Origin of the sequence: Streptomyces sp. NPDC048606, assembly GCF_040650855.1 — a bacterium.
Taxonomy (GTDB): Bacteria; Actinomycetota; Actinomycetes; order Streptomycetales; family Streptomycetaceae; genus Streptomyces.
Genome location: NZ_JBEZIB010000019.1, coordinates 1 through 20,161 on the forward strand (window position 1 = coordinate 1; position 20,161 = coordinate 20,161).

General features: G+C 72.9%; 14 protein-coding genes. 4 read left to right on the forward strand and 10 right to left on the reverse strand.

Annotated features, from left to right (window positions below; all coding sequences use genetic code 11):
- Positions 1 to 447: 447 nt before the first annotated feature.
- The 3 genes from AB0D01_RS21015 to thyX all read right to left on the reverse strand — a co-directional run bounded on the left by AB0D01_RS21015 (position 448) and on the right by thyX (position 4,116).
- Complete coding sequence (locus tag AB0D01_RS21015) at positions 448 to 2,133, reverse strand: ribonuclease J (protein WP_363057379.1); 1,686 nt, start codon at positions 2,131 to 2,133, stop codon at positions 448 to 450.
- 115 nt (positions 2,134 to 2,248) lie between these two features.
- Positions 2,249 to 3,148, reverse strand: a complete 900-nt coding sequence (gene dapA / locus AB0D01_RS21020) for a 4-hydroxy-tetrahydrodipicolinate synthase (protein WP_363057381.1) — start codon at positions 3,146 to 3,148, stop codon at positions 2,249 to 2,251.
- Between the two features lie 227 nt (positions 3,149 to 3,375).
- On the reverse strand, positions 3,376 to 4,116 hold the full coding sequence (gene thyX, locus AB0D01_RS21025) for an FAD-dependent thymidylate synthase (RefSeq protein WP_363057383.1): 741 nt from the start codon (positions 4,114 to 4,116) through the stop codon (positions 3,376 to 3,378).
- Positions 4,117 to 4,356: 240 nt separating this feature from the next.
- Between thyX and AB0D01_RS21030 the strand changes: the two genes are divergently transcribed.
- The gene (locus tag AB0D01_RS21030; RefSeq protein WP_363057385.1) at positions 4,357 to 4,596 is read left to right on the forward strand and encodes a hypothetical protein; all 240 of its coding nucleotides are present in this window, start codon (positions 4,357 to 4,359) and stop codon (positions 4,594 to 4,596) included.
- A 47-nt stretch (positions 4,597 to 4,643) separates the two neighbouring features.
- The gene (locus tag AB0D01_RS21035; protein ID WP_363057387.1) at positions 4,644 to 5,204 is read left to right on the forward strand and encodes a hypothetical protein; all 561 of its coding nucleotides are present in this window, start codon (positions 4,644 to 4,646) and stop codon (positions 5,202 to 5,204) included.
- Between the two features lie 66 nt (positions 5,205 to 5,270).
- On the opposite strand, the gene AB0D01_RS21040 is transcribed toward AB0D01_RS21035, so the two are convergent.
- From AB0D01_RS21040 to rpsO, 5 genes are all read right to left on the reverse strand, one after another.
- Positions 5,271 to 5,723, reverse strand: a complete 453-nt coding sequence (locus AB0D01_RS21040; protein ID WP_363057389.1) for a hypothetical protein — start codon at positions 5,721 to 5,723, stop codon at positions 5,271 to 5,273.
- A gap of 13 nt (positions 5,724 to 5,736) precedes the next feature.
- Positions 5,737 to 6,489 (reverse strand): 4-hydroxy-tetrahydrodipicolinate reductase, encoded by a 753-nt coding sequence (dapB, locus tag AB0D01_RS21045; RefSeq protein WP_363057391.1) that lies wholly within the window; start codon positions 6,487 to 6,489, stop codon positions 5,737 to 5,739.
- A 43-nt stretch (positions 6,490 to 6,532) separates the two neighbouring features.
- The gene (locus AB0D01_RS21050; protein ID WP_363057393.1) at positions 6,533 to 7,912 is read right to left on the reverse strand and encodes a pitrilysin family protein; all 1,380 of its coding nucleotides are present in this window, start codon (positions 7,910 to 7,912) and stop codon (positions 6,533 to 6,535) included.
- The gene (locus AB0D01_RS21055; protein WP_363057602.1) at positions 7,909 to 10,128 is read right to left on the reverse strand and encodes a polyribonucleotide nucleotidyltransferase; all 2,220 of its coding nucleotides are present in this window, start codon (positions 10,126 to 10,128) and stop codon (positions 7,909 to 7,911) included. Before AB0D01_RS21055 ends, AB0D01_RS21050 begins: the two co-directional genes overlap by 4 nt.
- A gap of 286 nt (positions 10,129 to 10,414) precedes the next feature.
- Positions 10,415 to 10,702 carry a 30S ribosomal protein S15 gene (gene rpsO, locus AB0D01_RS21060; RefSeq protein ID WP_030227598.1) on the reverse strand — a complete coding sequence of 96 codons (288 nt, stop codon included), beginning with the start codon at positions 10,700 to 10,702 and terminating at the stop codon, positions 10,415 to 10,417.
- 514 nt (positions 10,703 to 11,216) lie between these two features.
- Between rpsO and AB0D01_RS21065 the strand changes: the two genes are divergently transcribed.
- Both AB0D01_RS21065 and AB0D01_RS21070 read left to right on the forward strand, forming a co-directional pair.
- A complete protein-coding gene (locus AB0D01_RS21065; RefSeq protein WP_266573624.1) occupies positions 11,217 to 11,450 on the forward strand; it encodes a DUF397 domain-containing protein in 234 nt (77 codons plus the stop codon).
- Positions 11,451 to 11,969: 519 nt separating this feature from the next.
- Positions 11,970 to 14,117, forward strand: coding sequence for an SCO5717 family growth-regulating ATPase (locus tag AB0D01_RS21070; RefSeq protein WP_363057396.1), 2,148 nt, complete (start codon positions 11,970 to 11,972; stop codon positions 14,115 to 14,117).
- A gap of 69 nt (positions 14,118 to 14,186) precedes the next feature.
- Here the strand turns inward: AB0D01_RS21070 and AB0D01_RS21075 are convergent, their stop codons facing one another.
- Both AB0D01_RS21075 and AB0D01_RS21080 read right to left on the reverse strand, forming a co-directional pair.
- Positions 14,187 to 15,146 (reverse strand): bifunctional riboflavin kinase/FAD synthetase, encoded by a 960-nt coding sequence (locus AB0D01_RS21075; RefSeq protein ID WP_363057398.1) that lies wholly within the window; start codon positions 15,144 to 15,146, stop codon positions 14,187 to 14,189.
- A gap of 158 nt (positions 15,147 to 15,304) precedes the next feature.
- Positions 15,305 to 19,981, reverse strand: a complete 4,677-nt coding sequence (locus AB0D01_RS21080; protein ID WP_363057400.1) for a serine protease — start codon at positions 19,979 to 19,981, stop codon at positions 15,305 to 15,307.
- Between the last annotated feature and the right edge of the window lie 180 nt (positions 19,982 to 20,161).

Consider the following 20,161-nt stretch of genomic DNA (forward strand, 5'->3'; position numbering starts at 1 on the left):
TCTGGCGTTGATTTTTGGCACGCTGTTGAGTTCTCAAGGAACGGACGCTTCCTTTGTACTCACCCTCTCGGGCTTTCCTCCGGGCTTTCGTTCTGCGTTCTTGCGTTTCCGACTCTATCAGACTCTTTCGGGCCCGATTTCCTCGGTGCTTTCCAGGTTCTGCGCTTTCACGCTTTCCCTTTCCGGCGGTTCCGACTCTATCAGATTCTTTTCCGTGCCGTTTCCGGCTGGATCGGAATTCCAATGGCCTTCGGAGGGCCTTTCCCTTTCGGGCGGATCAGACTTTATCAGGTTTCCCAGGTCTGGATTCCCACCCGCTCGCAAGCCGGTCCCGGCACAAGCGTGTGCCCTGGTTCGGTGCGAGGTGGAGACGTAAACGTACTGGAGCGGTGCCCCCCGATGCAAATCGGGGGGCACCGCTCCGGTGAGTCGTCACGAATGCCGAGGTCAGACCTCGACGACGACCGGGAGGATCATCGGCCGGCGGCGGTAGCCGTCGGAGACCCACTTGCCGACGGTGCGGCGGATGAGCTGCTGGATCTGGTGCGGCTCGGCCACGCCGTCGGCCGCGGCGCGGGCGATGGCTTCCTCGATCTTCGGCAGGATCGCGGCGAAGGCCGAGTCCTCGATGCCGGAGCCGCGGGCCTGGATGTTCGGGCCGCTGATCACCTTGCCGGTGGTGCTGTCCACGACGACGAACACCGAGATGATGCCCTCGTCGCCGAGGATGCGGCGGTCCTTGAGGGAGGCTTCGGTGACGTCGCCGACCGAGAGGCCGTCCACGTACACGTAGCCGGCCTGGACCTTGCCGGAGATGCGGGCCTTGCCGTCGATGAGGTCGACGACCACGCCGTCCTCGGCGATGACGATGCGGTCCTTCGGGACGCCCGTCATGGCACCGAGCTCGGCGTTGGCGCGCAGGTGGCGCCATTCGCCGTGGACCGGCATCAGGTTCCGCGGCTTGCAGATGTTGTAGAAGTACAGCAGCTCGCCGGCGGAGGCGTGCCCGGAGACGTGCACCTTGGCGTTGCCCTTGTGGACGACGTTGGCACCCCAGCGGGTCAGGCCGTTGATCACGCGGTAGACCGCGTTCTCGTTGCCCGGGATCAGGGACGACGCCAGGATCACGGTGTCGCCGGGGACGATCCGGATCTGGTGGTCGCGGTTGGCCATGCGCGACAGGGCCGCCATCGGCTCGCCCTGGGAACCCGTGCAGACCAGCACGACCTCGTCGTCCGGCAGGTCGTCGAGGGTCTTGACGTCGACGATCAGGCCGGCCGGGACGCGCAGGTAGCCCAGGTCACGGGCGATGCCCATGTTGCGGACCATGGAGCGGCCGACGAAGGCGACCCGACGGCCGTACTCGTGGGCGGCGTCCAGGATCTGCTGGATGCGGTGCACGTGGCTCGCGAACGAGGCCACGATGATCCGCTTCTGGGCGCTCGCGAAGACGCCGCGGATGGCGTTCGAGATGTCGCGCTCCGGCGGGACGAAGCCCGGGACCTCGGCGTTCGTGGAGTCCGAGAGGAGGAGGTCGATGCCCTCCTCGCTCAGGCGGGCGAACGCGTGCAGGTCGGTGAGGCGGTTGTCCAGCGGGAGCTGGTCCATCTTGAAGTCGCCGGTGGCGACGACCAGGCCGGCGCCGGTGCGGATGGCCACCGCGAGCGCGTCCGGGATGGAGTGGTTGACCGCGATGAACTCGCAGTCGAAGGGGCCCAGGTTCTCGCGCTCGCCTTCCTTCACCTCGAGGGTGTAGGGGCGGATGCGGTGCTCCTGGAGCTTGGCCTCGATGAGCGCCAGGGTCAGCTTGGAGCCGATCAGCGGGATGTCCGGCTTCTCCCGGAGGAGGTAGGGGACGGCGCCGATGTGGTCCTCGTGACCGTGGGTGAGGACGATGCCCTCGATGTCGTCGAGGCGGTCCCGGATGGACGTGAAGTCCGGGAGGATCAGGTCGATGCCCGGCTGCTCCTCTTCGGGGAAGAGGACGCCACAGTCGACGATCAGCAGACGACCGTCGAACTCGAAGACGGTCATGTTGCGGCCGATCTCGCCGAGGCCGCCCAGGGGGGTGACCCGGAGGCCACCCTTGGGGAGCTTCGGGGGCGGGCCCAGTTCAGGGTGCGGATGGCTCAAAAGTTTCTCCTTCACCACGCGCGCCACGTGCCCCTGGAGGCACGCGGCGCGCATGTCATTCGTGCACTTGCTTTCGTCTGTCTCGTTCTTGCTTATTCAGTTGTGAAGTCTGTTGTCAGAGCTGTACCCCGCCCGCGGCAAGATCGATCTTGAGCTGTGCCGTCTCTTCGTCGGTCAGGCCGACGAGGGGCAGGCGCAGCGGGCCGGCGGGGAGGCCCTGGAGGTTCAGGGCGCCCTTGGTGGTCATGACGCCCTGGGTGCGGAACATGCCCGTGAAGACCGGGAGCAGCTTCTGGTGGATCTCGGTGGCCTTCTGGACGTCGCCGGCCAGGTGGGCGTCGAGCATGGCCTTCAGCTCGGGGCTGACGACGTGGCCGACCACGGAGACGAAGCCGACCGCGCCGACCGACAGGAGGGGCAGGTTCAGCATGTCGTCGCCGGAGTACCAGGCCAGGCCGCTCTGCGCGATGGCCCAGCTGGCGCGGCCGAGGTCGCCCTTGGCGTCCTTGTTCGCGACGATGCGGGGGTGCTCGGCGAGCCGTACCAGGGTTTCGGTGTTGATCGGGACGCCGCTGCGGCCGGGGATGTCGTAAAGCATCACCGGGAGCTCGGTGGCGTCCGCGATGGCCGTGAAGTGCCGGTAGAGGCCCTCCTGCGGGGGCTTGCTGTAGTACGGGGTGACGGCGAGCAGGCCGTGGGCGCCGGTGCGCTCCGCCTGGCGGGCCAGTTCGAGGGTGTGCCGGGTGTCGTTGGTGCCGATGCCGGCCACGACGTGGGCACGGTCTCCGACCGCTTCGAGTACGGCTCGTACGAGGTCGTTTTTCTCCGCGTCGGTGGTCGTGGGCGACTCACCGGTGGTGCCGTTGATGATCAGGCCGTCGTTGCCTGCGTCCACCAGGTGGACGGCGAGCCGCTGCGCGCCGTCGAGGTCAAGTGCGCCATCCGCCGTAAACGGCGTGATCATGGCGGTGAGGACCCGCCCGAAGGGGGTCTGCGGAGTCGAGATCGGAGCCATGGGTAACACGCTACTCGCTGCCATGCTCGCGGTGTCCCCTCGGGGGACGTCTACCGGTGATCCCTCCCGGCGGCGGCCGGGAGGGTGTTGGATCCCGGCACTGCCTGCTCGGGGGTTCAAGCAGTGCCGGGTCCGTTTGATCAGCCTAGATGAACTTTACGAAACGCCGCAATACGGACACTTGGGACTTCTATCGGCACATCCGTACGCCACGCGTGTATCAGACCTTACGGGGCAACGCGCCCGTTGCCGTTGAAGGCCGCGTAGGTCAGCGGCATGAGCTTCGCCCAGTGCTGCTCCATCTTCTCGCCGACCATCTCGATCTCCCGCTGCGGGAAGGACGGGACCTTCGCCAGCTCGTGCTGGGTGCGCAGACCGAGGAAGTGCATGAGCGAGCGCGCGTTGCAGGTGGCGTACATCGAGGAGAAGAGGCCGACCGGCAGGACCGAACGGGCGACCTCGCGGGCCACGCCCGCCGCCAGCATCTCCTGGTAGGCCTCGTAGGCCTGGCGGTACGAGTCCTCCATGACCCGACCCGTCAGTTCCTGCTGCGCCTCGGTGCCTTCGACGAACACGTACTTGCCCGGACGACCCTCCTGGACGAGCTTGCGCTCGGCGTCGGGCACGTAGAAGACCGGCTCCAGCTCCCTGTAGCGACCCGATTCCTCGTTGTAGGACCAGCCCACGCGGTGGCGCATGAACTCGCGGAACACGAAGATCGGGGCGCTGATGAAGAAGGTCATCGAGTTGTGCTCGAAGGGGCTGCCGTGACGGTCGCGCATCAGGTAGTTGATGAGGCCCTTGGAGCGCTCCGGGTCCTTCTGGAGCTCCTCCAGGGACTGCTCGCCGGCCGTGGAGACACGGGCGGCCCACAGCACGTCCGAGTCGGCGGCGGAGTGCTTCACGAGCTCCACCGTCACGTCACTGCGGAAGCTGGGTTTCAGGTCTGAAGCGGCGGTCTCGCTCACACGGGGTCCTTCCGAACGGGTCTTACCGGGGGGCGGGCCCACTCTACGGCTCGGGCCGCGGCCTCCCGGACAGGCGCCCGCCGGCGGGCGGCCCTCGCGGGCGGCTGACGGAGTGCCACGAATTTCGGCCGATGTCCCGAATCACGGCACCGATCGGGGTGTTCGTACGTCCTACAAGGAGAAGAACGTCCCTTCCGCCCCGCACTGGCGGGGCCCGAACCGTGAGGAGAGTCGCTCCTGATGTTCCGCCGGCGCGAACCCGTCCCGTTCGCCTTCGTCGCCGAGGCCGACCGTTTCCGCAGCAACGTCACCCCGCCGCCGCGCGAGAGTCTGAGCCTGCCCCAGATCGCCGCCCGTAGTCTGGTCGGACTGACCGTGGTGGCGGGGCTCGTCGGCTCGCTGCTCTTCGGCATGCCCGCGCTGCAGCCGTACCACGCGCCCGACAAGGCCCAGCAGTCACAGGCGTCCGAAGGGCGATAGCCTCACGGCACAGCCCAATCGAACGTGCATGTGAGTGAGGTCCAGCCGTGCCCCTGCCCTTTTTGACGGCCGACGGCGTATTCGACGCACACGACGAGGACGAAGCCCTCCCGCACGCGGATCCGGAGCGCTGGCGTCGTCCCTACCGACCGGGGCCCTGGCGGGTGGCCGGCGCGTCCGTGCTGCTCCTGCTGGCCGCGTTCATGCTGCTGGCCACGGTGATCATCGCCTTCGCCGGAACGTGGGGCGGCGCGGCGATCGCGCTGGCCGCCTCGCTGCTCGTGATCGGCACGGCCCTGCGCATCCTGCGCGCGGGCGTGTGGGTGAGCCCCTCGGGCCTGCGCCGCGTCGGTTTCTTCACGACGCGGTCGATCCGTTGGAACGAGGTCTCCGCGATCCGTACCGTCCAGCAGCCGGTGCGCTGGCTGGGGCTGCCGCGAACCGTCCAGGGGCAGGCCCTGACCCTGGACCGGCGTGACGGCGCGGAACCGCCGGTGCTGCTGACCGACCACAGCGCCGACTTCCTGGCCCGCGGCGAGGCCTTCGACCGGGCCGCGGGCTCGCTGGAGGCCTGGGCCCGGGAGTACCGGCCGGTGGTACCCGCCTGAGCAGGTCCGGTGAACCGGTCCGGTGAGCCGGTCCGGTCGGATCGAGCACGGAGGCCCGTACGGGGATCAGACCCGTACGGGCCTTCCGTCGTGCAGGGCGATGGCCCGTTGCATGGCCTTGCGCGCCCGCGGGGTGTCGCGGGCGTCGTGGTAGGCGACGGCGAGGCGGAACCAGCTGCGCCAGTCCCCCGGCGCGTCCTCGGTCTCGGCCTTGCGGCGCGCGAAGACCTCGTCGGCGGAGTCCCGCAGGATCCGCCCGTACGCGTCCCGTTCCAGTTCGTCGACGGGCAGGCCGCCCTCGGCCTCCAGCTCGACCGCGAGCTGGTTGGCCCTGGTGACGAACCGGGTGTTCATCCACAGGAACCAGACGCCGATGACCGGCAGGATCAGCACGGCGACACCGAAGGTGACGGTGAGCCAGGTGCCCTGCTGGATCAGCATCAGGCCGCGGCTGCCGACGAGGACGAAGTAGACGACCAGGACGGCCGCGGTGAGGAAGTACGTGATCTTCGCGCGCATGGTGGTGGGTCCGTCAGCTCAGGTCGAGGAAGTTTTCCAGGCCGAAGGTGAGGCCCGGGGTCCGCGTCACGCGCCGCGCACCGAGCAGGATGCCCGGCATGAAGCTGCTGTGGTGCAGCGAGTCGTGACGGATGGTCAGGGTCTCGCCCTCGCTGCCCAGCAGGACCTCCTGGTGGGCCAGGAGCCCGCGCAGGCGGACGGCGTGCACGGGGACCCCGTCGACGTCGGCGCCGCGGGCCCCGTCGAGGGCCGTGGCGGTGGCGTCGGGCTGCGCGCCGAGGCCGGCCTCGGCGCGGGCCGCGGCGATGAGCTGCGCCGTACGGGTGGCCGTGCCGGAGGGGGCGTCGACCTTGTGCGGGTGGTGCAGCTCGACGACCTCGACGGACTCGAAGTACCGCGCGGCCTGGGCCGCGAACTTCATGGTGAGGACGGCGCCGATGGAGAAGTTCGGGGCGATGAGCACCCCGGTCTCCGGGGAGCCGGCCAGCCAGGTGTCGAGCTGGGCGAGGCGGTCCTCGGTCCAGCCGGTGGTGCCGACCACGGCGTGGATGCCGTGCCGGACGAGGAAGTCGAGGTTGCCCATCACGGAGGCGGGGGTGGTCAGCTCGACCGCGACCTGGGCGCCGGCCTCGACCAGCGTCTCCAGCTTGTCACCGCGGCCGAGGGCCGCCACCAGCTCCATGTCCTCCGCGGCCTCGACGGCCTTGACGGCCTCGGAGCCGATGCGGCCCTGGGCGCCGAGGACTGCCACGCGCAGCTTGCTCATACTGTGTCCTTATAACCGGGTACGGACTTCACTCTGTACCGAACTAGGCGACCGCTTCGTCGAGGCGGGCGGCCTGCTTCTCCTTGAGCGGGCCGATCACCGCGAGCGAGGGGCGCTGGGCCAGTACATCCTGCGCGACCGCGTGGACCTCGTCCGGGGTGACCGCGGCGATGCGGGCCAGCATGTCGTCGACCGACATCTGGTCGCCCCAGCACAGCTCGCTCTTGCCGATGCGGTTCATGATCGCGCCGGTGTCCTCCAGGCCGAGGACCGTGGAGCCGGAGAGCTGGCCGATGGCGCGCCGGATCTCCTCGTCGCTGAGACCGTCCGCGGCGACCTTGTCGAGCTCGTCGCGGCAGATCCGCAGCACGTCGTGGACCTGGCTGGGCCGGCAGCCGGCGTAGACGCCGAAGAGGCCGGTGTCGGCGAAGGCCGAGGTGTACGAGTACACGCTGTAGGCCAGGCCGCGCTTCTCGCGGACCTCCTGGAAGAGGCGGGAGGACATGCCGCCGCCGAGGGCGGTGTTCAGCACCCCGAGGGCCCAGCGGCGCTCGTCGACGCGGGAGATGCCGGGCATGCCGAGGACGACGTGGGCCTGCTCGGTCTTGCGGCCGACGAGGTCGACGCGGCCGGCGGTGCGGATCCGCTTGCTGCCGGAGCGGGGGCCGACGGGGACGGCGTCGGTGTGCTTCAGCGCGCCGGCCCGGTCGAAGGCCGCGCGGACCTGGCGTACGACCTTGGCGTGGTCGACGTTGCCGGCGGCGGCGACGACCAGGCGGGTGGGGTCGTAGTGCTTCTTCCAGAAGCGGCGGATCCGGTCGGCGCCGAGGGCGTTGATCGTCTCGACCGTGCCGAGGACGGGGCGGCCGAGCGGCGAGTCCCCGTACATGGTCTGGGCGAACAGGTCGTGGACCATGTCCCCCGGGTCGTCCTCGGTCATCGCGATCTCTTCGAGGATGACGCCGCGCTCGGCGTCGACGTCCTCCTCGCGGATCAGCGAGCCGGTGAGCATGTCACAGACGACGTCGATGGCCAGCGGCAGGTCGGTGTCGAGGACCCGGGCGTAGTAGCAGGTGTACTCCTTCGCCGTGAAGGCGTTCATCTCGCCGCCGACCGCGTCGATGGCGGAGGAGATGTCGAGGGCGCTGCGCCTGGCGGTGCCCTTGAAGAGGAGGTGCTCCAGGTAGTGGGTGGCGCCACCGAGACTGGGCGTCTCGTCGCGGGAGCCCACGTTGGCCCAGATGCCGAAGGTGGCGGAGCGGACGGAGGGGAGCGTCTCGGTCACGACGCGCAGTCCGCCCGGCAGGGTGGTGCGGCGGACGGTGCCGATGCCGCCCTCGCCCTTGAGGAGAGTTTGGGTACGGGCGACGGCCCGCCCCTCCGAAGAGGGGCGGGCCGTCACACGGGAACTACGCGACGTCACTTGTCGGAGTCGTCCTTGTCGGCCTCGGCGGCGTCCTCGCCCTCGATCACGGGGACCAGGGAGAGCTTGCCGCGCTGGTCGATCTCGGCGATCTCGACCTGCACCTTGGTGCCGACCGCGAGCACGTCCTCGACGTTCTCCACGCGCTTGCCACCGGCGAGCTTGCGGATCTGCGAGATGTGCAGCAGGCCGTCCTTGCCGGGCATGAGGGAGACGAAGGCACCGAAGGTGGTGGTCTTGACGACCGTACCCAGGTAACGCTCGCCGACCTCCGGCATGGTCGGGTTGGCGATCGCGTTGATCGTGGAGCGGGCGGCCTCGGCGGCCGGGCCGTCGGCGGCACCGATGTAGATGGTGCCGTCGTCCTCGATCGTGATCTCGGCGCCGGTGTCCTCCTGGATCTGGTTGATCATCTTGCCCTTGGGGCCGATGACCTCACCGATCTTGTCCACGGGGATCTTGACGGTGATGATCCGCGGGGCGTTGGGGGACATCTCGTCCGGCGTGTCGATCGCTTCCATCATCACGTCGAGGATGTGGAGGCGGGCGTCGCGGGCCTGGGTCAGGGCCGCGGCCAGGACGGAGGCCGGGATGCCGTCGAGCTTGGTGTCGAGCTGGAGCGCGGTGACGAACTCCTTGGTGCCGGCGACCTTGAAGTCCATGTCGCCGAAGGCGTCCTCCGCACCGAGGATGTCGGTGAGGGCGACGTAGTGCGTCTTGCCGTCGATCTCCTGGGAGATCAGGCCCATGGCGATACCGGCGACGGGGGCCTTGAGGGGCACACCGGCGTTCAGCAGCGACATGGTGGAGGCGCAGACCGAGCCCATGGAGGTCGAACCGTTGGAGCCGAGGGCCTCGGACACCTGGCGGATCGCGTAGGGGAACTCCTCGCGCGTCGGCAGGACGGGCACGATCGCGCGCTCGGCGAGCGCGCCGTGGCCGATCTCGCGGCGCTTCGGGGAGCCGACGCGGCCGGTCTCGCCGACGGAGTACGGCGGGAAGTTGTAGTTGTGCATGTAGCGCTTGCGGGTCACCGGGGAGAGGGTGTCCAGCTGCTGCTCCATGCGGAGCATGTTGAGGGTGGTGACGCCCAGGATCTGGGTCTCGCCACGCTCGAACAGCGCCGAGCCGTGCACGCGCGGGATGGCCTCGACCTCGGCGGCGAGGGTACGGATGTCCGTCAGGCCGCGGCCGTCGATGCGGACCTTGTCCTTGATGACGCGCTCGCGCACCAGGGCCTTGGTCAGGCTGCGGTAGGCGGCGGAGATCTCCTTCTCGCGGCCCTCGAAGGCCGGGAGGAGCTTCTCGGCGGCGATCTCCTTGACGCGGTCCAGCTCGGCCTCGCGGTCCTGCTTGCCCGCGATGGTCAGCGCCTGGGAGAGCTCGCCCTTGACGGCGGCCGCGAGGGCCTCGTACACGTCGTCCTGGTAGTCCAGGAAGACCGGGAACTCGCCCTCGGGCTTGGCGGCCTTGGCGGCCAGGTCGGCCTGGGCCTTGCAGAGGACCTTGATGAAGGGCTTCGAGGCGTCGAGGCCGGCGGCCACGATCTCCTCGGTCGGCGCCTCGGCGCCGCCCTTGACCAGGGCGATGGTCTGCTCGGTGGCCTCGGCCTCGACCATCATGATCGCGACATCGCCGTCCTCCAGGACGCGGCCCGCGACGACCATGTCGAAGACGGCGTCCTCGAGCTCGGTGTGCGTCGGGAAGGCGACCCACTGGCCGCGGATCAGCGCGACGCGGACGCCGCCGATCGGGCCGGAGAAGGGCAGGCCGGCCAGCTGGGTGGACGCGGACGCGGCGTTGATCGCGATGACGTCGTACAGGTGGTCGGGGTTGAGCGCCATGACCGTGGCGACGACCTGGATCTCGTTGCGCAGGCCCTTCTTGAAGGACGGGCGCAGCGGGCGGTCGATCAGGCGGCAGGTGAGGATCGCGTCCTCGGAGGGGCGGCCCTCGCGACGGAAGAAGGAGCCGGGGATCTTGCCGGCGGCGTACTGGCGCTCCTCGACGTCCACCGTGAGGGGGAAGAAGTCGAGCTGGTCCTTGGGCTTCTTCGACGCGGTGGTCGCGGAGAGCACCATCGTGTCGTCGTCCAGGTAGGCGACGGCCGAGCCGGCGGCCTGGCGGGCCAGACGGCCCGTCTCGAAGCGGATGGTGCGGGTGCCGAAGGAACCGTTGTCGATAACGGCCTCGGCGTAGTGGGTCTCGTTCTCCACTAGCGTTTTCTCCATATTCGTCGTCTCCGTCCGTCACCCGTGTGGTGACCGACGGTGGTGGAGAAGCGCTCCTGGCGTGCGGGCCGGTCTTCGATCGAAGCACCCGGTTCCGATCCCCGTCGCGGGGATTTCCGGATGCCACTACCGAGGACCGGCGGCGTAGGGAGGGCGCTCCTCCTCTTCGGTTGTGCGCTGTGTTCCAGACTACAAAGCGTCCGGTAGGTCGCGCACGTACAGCAAAGGGAGCGGCCCCCTCGGTGTGGGAACCGCTCCCTTCACAGCGTGCTTACTTGGCGCCGGCCGCACCGCGGCGGATGCCGAGGCGCTCGACCAGCGTACGGAAGCGCTGGATGTCCTTCTTGGCCAGGTACTGCAGCAGGCGGCGACGCTGGCCGACCAGGATCAGCAGACCACGACGGGAGTGGTGGTCGTGCTTGTGGGCCTTGAGGTGCTCGGTCAGGTCCGAGATGCGGCGGGACAGCATCGCGACCTGGACCTCGGGAGAGCCGGTGTCGCCCTCCTTGGCACCGAACTCTGCGATGATCTGCTTCTTCGTAGCGGCGTCGAGCGGCACGCTTACTCCTCGTTTGGTCTTCGTGGCCACCGAGTGCCCCAGGTCGAATTCTCTGGGGATCTTCCGTAACTCGGGAGGCGGGGTCCGCTGAGCGCAGCCTCCAGAGGATTCCGGGGGCGCGTACACAAACGGCCGTCACACAGCGTACCAGGCTACCGGGTCCCGCCGTCTCGACTGGTGAGAGCCCGATCGTCGGGATCGGGTGCGCCGCCGGGTGGCGCGGTCGAGCGGTACGACGGCCTCGGGGAGGTCGAGCGTGCTGCCCCTGAAGGGTCGCAGGGTCGGGCGGGGGGCCACAAGCGATTTTCCCCGCGGTGTGCCGGAGCGTCGGCGGGGGTGGGCGGGGAAGGCGGGCACGGAAGCGGACGCGGGCGCGGGCGTGGGGGCGGAGCGGGGGCCTCGGGAGCCGGGGTCGCGGGGATCCGCGCGAAAGCGGCCCGCGACGGATGTGTTGCGCACATAATCGGCTGCGGAGAGACCTGGCAGCGCCGCACGACCGACGGAAGGGCCGCACATGGGCACCCAGCAGGAGAAGGACGAGCTGTACGCGCTCGACATCAGCGGCGTCGAATGGCAGGGCCCGCCCGGGACCAGCCCGGACGAGGAGCGGGTCGAGATCGCCAAGCTGCCCGAGGGGGCGGTGGCGATGCGGTCCTCGCTGGACCGGGAGACGGTGCTGCGGTACACGGCCGCCGAGTGGGAGGCCTTCGTGCTCGGTGCCCGGGACGGGGAATTCGACCTCACCTGAGGCACGGCGCTCCCGGGGTCCCGGGAGCACGCGAAGGGGGACGCGTCCGGGACGGGCGCGTCCCCCTTCGCGTCGGCGGGGCGCGGCCTCGGCGGACACGTACGGGTGACGGGCGCGGCGAGGGGAACTCAGCTCGGCGCGCGGGGAGTTGGATGGGGTGACGGCGGACGGCCGCGGGGGCGGCCCGGGTTCGTCGTGGAACGGTGCGCGGTGGTGGGGGGTGTGGGGGCGGGGGCGGGGGCGCGGGGGCGCGATGATCACGCTGTGTGATCCCGTACGGGGGCGGCTCGGGGCGGGCGGTGGACCGCGGGGGCGCGGGGCACCACCGGGCGCGACACGCCGGATCCACCGAACCCCGTTGTGGCGGCGGGGTGCTGACGGTCGCCCGGGAGCGGGGCGGGTGAGCGGGTCACAGGCGTGTGACCTCGGGGGCCTTCGGAGGCGGGGCGCGATTAGGCTGAGCGTGGGCGCGGCGTCGAGTTGGGCGCCTGACCGATGTTCGACAGACCAGGAGGACCAGTGAGCGGCGATCGGAACGAGAGCGGCGGGACGCGGGACGTCCCGACGGACGATCAGTCCGACGCGGTGCCCGAGGCGACGGGCGAGTTCACCATCCCCTACACCCCGCCGGCCTGGTACTCACAGGATGCCCCGGTGACGCCCGTTCCCGGGGTTCCGGGGGTTCCGGGCCTGCCGGAGGGCAGCGGTTTCGAACCGGCCCGCCCGGCGGACGTGGTGTCGCCGCCGACGATGCGGTTCGCGCCCCTGGCTCCGCCGGCTCCGGCCGCGCCTCCGGCGGCGGTTCCTTCAGCGGCTCCGGCCGACGCCGTACCGCCGGCGGCCGCGCCGTTCGGGACTCCGGCGCCGGCCGCGCCGGTGGGGTCCGCCGAGCCGGTTGACGCCGTACCGGTCGTCGCGCCGGTGGACGCCGTGCCGCCCGCCGTCGTGGTGGACGAGCCCGTCGCGCAGGCGCCCGTGCCGGGGCCCGCCCCGGTCGCGGAGCCGCAGGACAGCGTGCCCGCCGCCTTCGCCGAGCCCGCGCCGCCGGCCGGGGCCGAGCCCGTGGACCGCGTCCCGTACGACGCCCCCGTCGCGCCGGCGCAGCCGGCTCCCGGCGGTGAACTGCCGCCGCTGCCGGCCGCGTTCCCCTCCTCCGTACCGCCCCAGGGATACGGGTTCCCGCCTGCTCCCGCGCAGCAGGCCCCGGCGCCGCAGGCTCCCCAGGGCTACGGGTTCCCGCCTGCTCCCGCGCAGCAGGCCCCGGCGCCGCAGGCTCCCCAGGGCTACGGGTTCCCGCCGGCCGCCGCGGAGGGTCACCAGGCCCCGCAGGGCTACGGCTTCCCGCCCGTGCCCCCGCAGCAGGCCTCGGCGCCTCAGCCGCCCCAGGGGTACGGCTTCCCGGCCGCCGCGGTACCGGAGCAGCCCCCGGCCGCCCCGGTACCGCAGGCCGCGCCGCCGGCCCCGCCCCAGGGGTACGGCTTCCCGGCGCCGACCGCCGATCCGCACGCCGCCGCGCAGTGGCCCGGCGGGGCCGCGCAGCAGCCCGGTCCGGCACCGGGCGCACCGCTCGGGTACACCGCCGCCGTCGAGCTGTCCTCCGACCGGTTGCTGCGCGCCAAGCCGAAGCCGAAGGCGGCGCGTTCCGGCTTCCGGTTCGGCGGCAAGGCCGCCGAGGCCGACCGGCAGCGCAAGCTGGAGCTGATCCGCACGCCGGTGATGTCCTGCTACCGGATCGCCGTGATCAGCCTGAAGGGCGGCGTCGGCAAGACGACGACGACCACCGCCCTCGGCGCGACGCTCGCCACCGAGCGGCAGGACAAGATCCTGGCGATCGACGCGAACCCGGACGCCGGCACCCTCGGTCGCCGCGTCCGCCGCGAGACCGGTGCGACGATCCGCGACCTGGTCCAGGCGATCCCGTACCTGAACTCGTACATGGACATCAGGCGGTTCACCTCGCAGGCCCCCTCCGGTCTGGAGATCATCGCCAACGACGTGGACCCGGCCGTCTCGACGACCTTCAACGACGAGGACTACCGGCGCGTCATCGACACGGTGGGCCGGCAGTACCCGATCGTCCTCACCGATTCCGGTACGGGTCTGCTGTACTCCGCCATGCGCGGGGTGCTGGACCTCGCCGATCAGCTGATCATCATCTCGACCCCGTCGGTGGACGGCGCCAGCAGCGCGAGCACCACGCTCGACTGGCTCTCCGCCCACGGTTATGCGGAGCTCGTCTCGCGCTCCCTCACGGTGATCTCCGGCGTCCGCGAGACCAGCAAGATGATCAAGGTCGAGGACATCGTGGCGCACTTCGAGACCCGGTGCCGCGGCGTCGTCGTCGTGCCCTTCGACGAGCACCTCGCGGCCGGCGCCGAGCTGGACCTCGACATGATGCGGCCCAAGACCCGGGAGGCGTACTTCACCCTCTCCGCGATGGTCGCCGAGGACTTCGGCCGCGCGCAGCAGCAGGCCGCGCAGGCGAACTGGGGCGTCCCGCAGCAGGCTCAGCCGCCCCAGCAGCCGGGGCCGTACCACCAGCCGCCGCAGCCGCAGGCGCCGTACGGCGGGCAGCCCTACCCGCAGGCCGGTCAGCCGTGGCAGCAGCCGGGGACCCAGCCGCCCGGTCAGCCCGGTCAGCCGCCGCGCGATCCGCGCCTGGGCTGACCCGCCCCGTACGCGTGAGGGCCCGTACCGTCTCGGACGGTACGGGCCCTCACGCGTGGGCGGCCCCGCTCAGCGCTCGGCGGAGTCGTAGGCCTCGGTCAGCACCCGGGCGCGCTTGACGTCGTCCGCGATGGCCTCCAGCAGGCCGTCGAGCGACTCGAACTTCGCCATGCCGCGCACGTAGGAGAGGAAGTCGACGGCCACGTGCAGGCCGTACAGGTCCAGGCCGACGCGGTCGATGGCGTACGCCTCGACGGTCCGCTCGGTGGCGTCGAACTGCACGTTCGTACCGACGGAGATCGCCGCAGGCATCCGCTCGCCGCCCGCCGTCAGCCAGCCGGCGTACACCCCGTCGGCCGGGATCGCGGTGTGCGGCGCCGTCTCCACGTTGGCGGTCGGGTAGCCGAGCTCGCGCCCGCGCTGCGCGCCGCGCACCACGACGCCCTCGACCCGGTGGGGGCGGCCCAGGATCTCGGCGGCGCCCTCCATGTCGCCCTCGGAGACGAGCCTGCGCGCCAGGGTGGAGGAGAACGGCACTCCGCCGCCCGCCGCACCCCGTTCGACCAGGTCCACGACCTCGACCTCGTAGTCGTAGGTGCCGCCCAGCTCGCGCAGGAAGTCGACGTTGCCCGCGGCCCGGTGGCCGAAGCGGAAGTTGGGGCCCTCGATCACGGCGCGGGCGTGCAGCTTGTCGACGAGCACCTTGACGATGAAGTCGGCCGGGGACAGCTGCGAGAACTCCGCCGTGAAGGGCAGGATCAGCAGCGCGTCGACGCCGAGGCCGGCCATGAGTTCGGCGCGGCGGTCGTACGGGGCCAGGATCGGCGGGTGGCTGCCGGGGCGCACGACCTCGCTCGGGTGCGGGCTGAAGGTGACGACGACCGAGGGGACGCCGAGCTCGCGGGCCTTGGCCACGGCCCGGCCGATGATCAGCTGGTGTCCCCGGTGCACACCGTCGTAGGAGCCGATGGTGACGACGCTGCGTCCCCAGTCCTGGGGGATGTCCTCCAAGCCACGCCAGCGCTGCACTGTGACCGCTCCTCGCCCGAACCCGTGTAGTCCCTGTACCGATTGCCGATTGCAGGTCTAAGACTGCCATGCCGGTGCCCGGTGCCCCGCATCGGCATCTGGCATCCCTACGCGGCTTCTACATCCCGCGGTCGCGGACGGCGCGGCCGCGGCCCTCGTCAGGTGACGTCCCGGTCGCTCCGGCTGAGGGTCTCCACCGTCCGGCGGGCGCCCGGACCGAGCAGCGCGGCGGCTTCCGCTTGTGCCTGGGAGAGCCAGCGGGCGACCAGGGCGCCGAACACCGGATCGGCGCGGGCGAGCTCCACCGTGCGCTGCTCGAAGAGGGCGGGGCCGCCGGGGACGCGCAGCAGCTGCCGGCCCGTGCGCCGCAGCAGCTCGCGGGTCCGTTCCTCGGGGCGCCGCCGGGTCGAGGCCGCGAGGGCGTCGAGGAAGGCCCCGAGGACGGCCGGGTCGCTCTCCTCGCGCAGGAGTACGCCGGTCAGCTCGGCCCGCAGCGGCCCCGAGGGCTCCTCCCCCGGGGCGGCGAGGACCCCGGCCAGGGCGGCCCGTACGGGGGTGGCGCCCCCGCGCAGCAGGTCCAGCACCAGCGGGCGCAGCACGGGCCCGGCGGCCGGGCCCTGGTCCAGGCGCCGCGCGACGAACGCGGCGCCGTGCGGGGCGTCCTCGGGGCGGCGCGCCAGGTGTTCCCGTACGAGGTCGCCGGCGCGGCGGGCCAGCCCGGGCGTGGTGAGCGCGGCCAGGGCGCGCAGCACCTCCCCGTCGGCCCGGGCCCGCAGGGCGGCGAAGACGGAGTCCGGGTCGGGCAGCACGGGCAGCGCCGCGACCAGCGCGGAGGCGGGCAGGCGGGAGCCGCGCTCGGGGTCGCGGAAGCAGGCGAGGGCTTCGGGCAGGTGGCGGGCGCGTGCCTGGGGGTCGCGCAGCAGCATCCCGAGGGCGCTGCCGTGCAGGGCGGCGTCGTCGGGGCGGGCGAGGAGCGCCTCGGCGGCGTGGCGCAGCAGTTCCCGGTCGGCGGGGCCGCGGACGTGGGGGGCGGTGGCCGATCCGTAGGCGGCGGCGGCCACGCGTCGCGCGGGGCGCTCGTCGTGGGCCCAGCGCTCGACGGCCCGACACAGCGCGGAGGGTTCCTCCTCGGCGAGTACGGCGAGCAGTTCGTCGGCGCGGGGGTGCGCGGCGGCGACGAGGACCTCGGTGAGGTCGTCGACGGCGAGGGCGCGGTGGGTGTGCAGCAGGGCCTGGGCGGCGGTGGCGACGGTCGCGCCGGGTCGGCCGCGCAGGCGGCGTTCGTCGGTGAACCAGGCGCAGAGCAGGGGCTGTACGAGCCGTGGGGCGCGGGCGAGCCGGCGGGCGGCGGCCTCCAGGTAGCGGTGGTCGGAGGGGAGCAGACGGCGCAGCAGGTCGAGGCGGTCGGACTCGGGCAGCCGCAGCCGGTTCCAGAACCAGCCGCCGAAGCCGCCGGGACCGGCCTGGGCGGCGTGTTCGGCGAGGGCGTGCAGGACGGGCAGGTGGGGCCGGGCGTCGGGGGCGGCGAGGAGGGCCCCGCGCAGCAGTCGACCGGCCCACCAGAGGCGGTCGGGGTGGACGGGCGGGGCGTCGGCGGGGCGTGGTCCGGCGAAGTCGTTGAGGGCGCCGACCAGTGCGGTCAGCCGGGCGCGGGCGTCGGCGGGCGGCAGGCGGCGCACGGCCTCCAGGACGGGGCCGACGCGGTGGCGGGGCACGGGCGGACCGCCGCCGGCGGCGCCGGTGTGGACCAGGGTGTCGAGCGCGGTCGGGACGTCGAGGTAGCCGCCCTGGAGCCAGTCGGACAGTTCCTCGTGCGCGAAGCGGTAGCCGGGGCCGGCCGGGACGAGCAGGCCTTCGGTGAGGACGGCGGAGGCCCAGCCGGTGCGCCAGGGGAAGAGTTCCTCGAAGGCGGCCCGGTCCAGTTGGCCCCGGCCCGGGCCCAGGCAGCGGCGGGCGGCGTCGTGGATCCGCCCGCAGACGCGGGTGGCGAGGCGGCGTACGCCCGGCCCGTGGACGGCGGCGCCGGAGGCGTGGGCCGCGATCCGGACGGCCACCCGCAGCGCCACCAGGTCCAGGTGCGCCGCGAACACCTCGTCACGGCCGGGGCTGCCGGAGTCCACCCCGGCGGCGCGGATCCCGGCCAGCAGGCTCAGGGTGAGCGGGTGGGCGGCGTCGGCCTCGCGCACGCCGCCGTCGGCGGGCAGGCCCAGGTGGGCCCGCAGGGTGCGTGCCTCGTCCGGGGCGAGGTCGCCGACGGGCACCGCGGGGGGCAGCCGGCGGGCCGGGCGGTCCGGGGCGTACAGCACCTCGGGCGGATAGAGGGCGCCGGCGTGCTCCCAGTGCTCGGGGCGGGCGGCGACGGCCAGGCGGGCTCCGGTGGCGCGCAGCCAGGCGGTGGTGGAGGCGGTCCAGGGTTCGAGGCGGTGCGCGAGGTGCGGGGGCATCTCCTCGGGGCCGTCCAGGACGATCAGCAACGGGCGCCCGGCGGCTCCCGCCAGCCGCGCGACCCGCTCCGCGATGCCCGTGCGGCCGTCGAACGCGTCCGCCTCCGCGTCCGCCTCCGCGTCCGGCTCCGCGGGCCTGGCGGGACGGGGCCGGGGGACGCGGTAGCCGGCGGTGTCCGGCCCGGGGAGGCGGGCATCGGGCGTCCGCGGGTCCGGGGCGGTGGGGGCCGTGAGGTGGTGACCCCACAGGACGGGGTCCACGCCGGCGGCCCCGAAGAGCCCGGGATCCGAAACGGCGGAACCCGTCGCGACGGAACGCGGGGCGGAGAAACCGGGCCCGGTCAGCCCCCGGGCGGTGCCGCCGTACGAGCCGGGCGCCGAGGGGCCCCACCCCCCGGAACCGGGTTCCCCGACGCCGCGCCCGAGCGGGCGGCCGGCGTCGCACCCTGCGGTGGGCCCCGCGTCGTGCCCGACGTGGCGCCCGGCCGCCACCCCCGCCCGGAGGCCTCCGCCGGAACCCGGCTCGGCGGCCCCGGAGCGGGGGCCCGCGAGGCCGACGCCGACGCGGTCCCCGGCGCCGGCCTCGCCCCCGGCCCCGACTCCGGATCCAGGTCCGGGCCCGAACCCGACCCCGGCAGGCCCGGTCCCCGCCTCGAATCCGGCTCCGGCTTCCCTACCGGCCCCAGCCCCGCGTCCCGGCTCGGCCCCAGCCCTTGCATCAGCCCCGAAGCCGAACCTGGCCCCGGCTTCAGCCCCTACCTCGGTTCCGGCCCCAGCCCCCAACCCGACTCCGGCTCCGGACCCAGCCGCAGCCGCAGCCGCAGCCGCAGCCGCAGCCCAGGCTCCAGCTCCGAATCCCGGCCCGACCCCGGCTCCCGATCCGCCCCCGGAAGCGGCTCCAGCTCCAGCACCGACCACGGCTCCGAGCCCAACGCCCGGCCCGACTCCGACCCCAGCCCCAGCCCCAGCCCCGACCGCGGACCCGACCCCGGACTCGACGCCGTGCCCCGATACAGCTCCTAGTCCCGGCCCGACTCCGGTCCCGACACCAGCACCGGCACCGGCACCGGCACCGGCACCGGCCAGGCGGTAGCGCCGGATCGCGGGGCCCGTCGGCCTCGGGCCGGAGCCGACTCCGAAGGTCCCCCGCGCGCTCCACGGGCCCGCCGCGTGCTCCCCGGGCCCCGCCACCGCCGTCGCCCAGGCCGTCGGTCCCGTCGGGCCCGCGCCCGGGCAGGGGTCCGCCGCAGCTCCCGCCGTGCCCGGTCCGGCCGCGACGATGCGCCCCGCCGCTTCCAGGGCCCGGGTCACGGCTTCGGCCAGCGAGGCGTCGTCGGCCCGCAGGTCGGCCCCGCGCAGCCAGAGCGTCGGGGCCGGGCGGGGGCCGCCCGCCCGGGCGGTCGCGAGGGTCACCAGCGCGGTGGTGCGTCCGGTCCCGGGGTCTCCGACCAGGCCGAGGACGAGCCGGTCCCCGGAGGTGAACGCCGCCAGCTCCGCCGCGGTCCGGGGGCGTTCCACGGCGGGGCGGGCGGGCCCCACGGCGGAGCCCACCGTGGTCGCGGTCAGTTCCAGCGCGCCCGCGAGGTTGAGTTCGGGCCCGTACGCCGGGACGGTGGCGCCGTTGCGTTTCAGAAGGGCGGCGAGGGGGCCGCCGGGGTCGGCCGCGGCGGCGGCGCGCAGCGGTACCGCGAAGGGGCCGCGGCCGTGGCGGTTGCGCAGTCCGGCGCCGACGACCGCGAGGACGGCCCCGGTCGCCGCGTCCAGGACCGGCGCCCCGCAGGCCTCCCCGCCCAGTCCGAGGGCGTCCCGGCCGTCGGTGCCGATGGCCAGCTCCAGGCCGGCGGGCAGGACGTGGCAGCGCTCCGGGGTGGTGTGGACGACCTCCGCTCCGGCCCCCAGCACCCGCGCCTGGCGCCAGCCCCGCGCGGGGAGGCGTACGTACGTCCCGGCGGGGACGTCCTCGCGCAGGGCGACGGGCAGGGGGCGCGCGCCGAGCCCGTCGGTGCGCAGGAGGGCGAGGCCCAGTCGGGGCAGGGGGGTCAGGTCCAGTGCCTCGGCCCGCCAGGTGCGCTCCCCCGGACCGGTCAGCACGAGTCGGGTGAGTCCGTCGACGACCTCGTGGGCGGTGATCACGGTGCCCCGGTCGTCGGCCACGAATCCGGTACCGCGCGGCCGTCCGACGAGGTCGTGGATCGTGACGAGTTGGGCTCCGCTCCAGGCTCCGCTCACGCCGTCCCCGTCCCACGGGGCGTCGTCCGCCCCGGAGGCGCCGGACACCCCGGAGGCGCCGGACACCGCGGACCCGTCCGACACCGCGGACCCGTCCGGTGCCGCGCAGCCGCCGGCGTCCGCCCGCAGAACCCTCGTACCGCCCCTGACCTCGTCAGTCATCGCCGCACCACTCCCCCGCCGCGGGACCCGTGGTATCGACGGTAGGCAAGTGAAGATCGGCACGAAAAGCACGCGGGCCGAAAGCGCCCCCTTACGCCCCCTCCATTCACTCCGAGCGCCTGCTCGGACGGGTGAATACGGGGCGGGGGGTGGATAGAGAGCTACCCGAGGGGGGTCGTG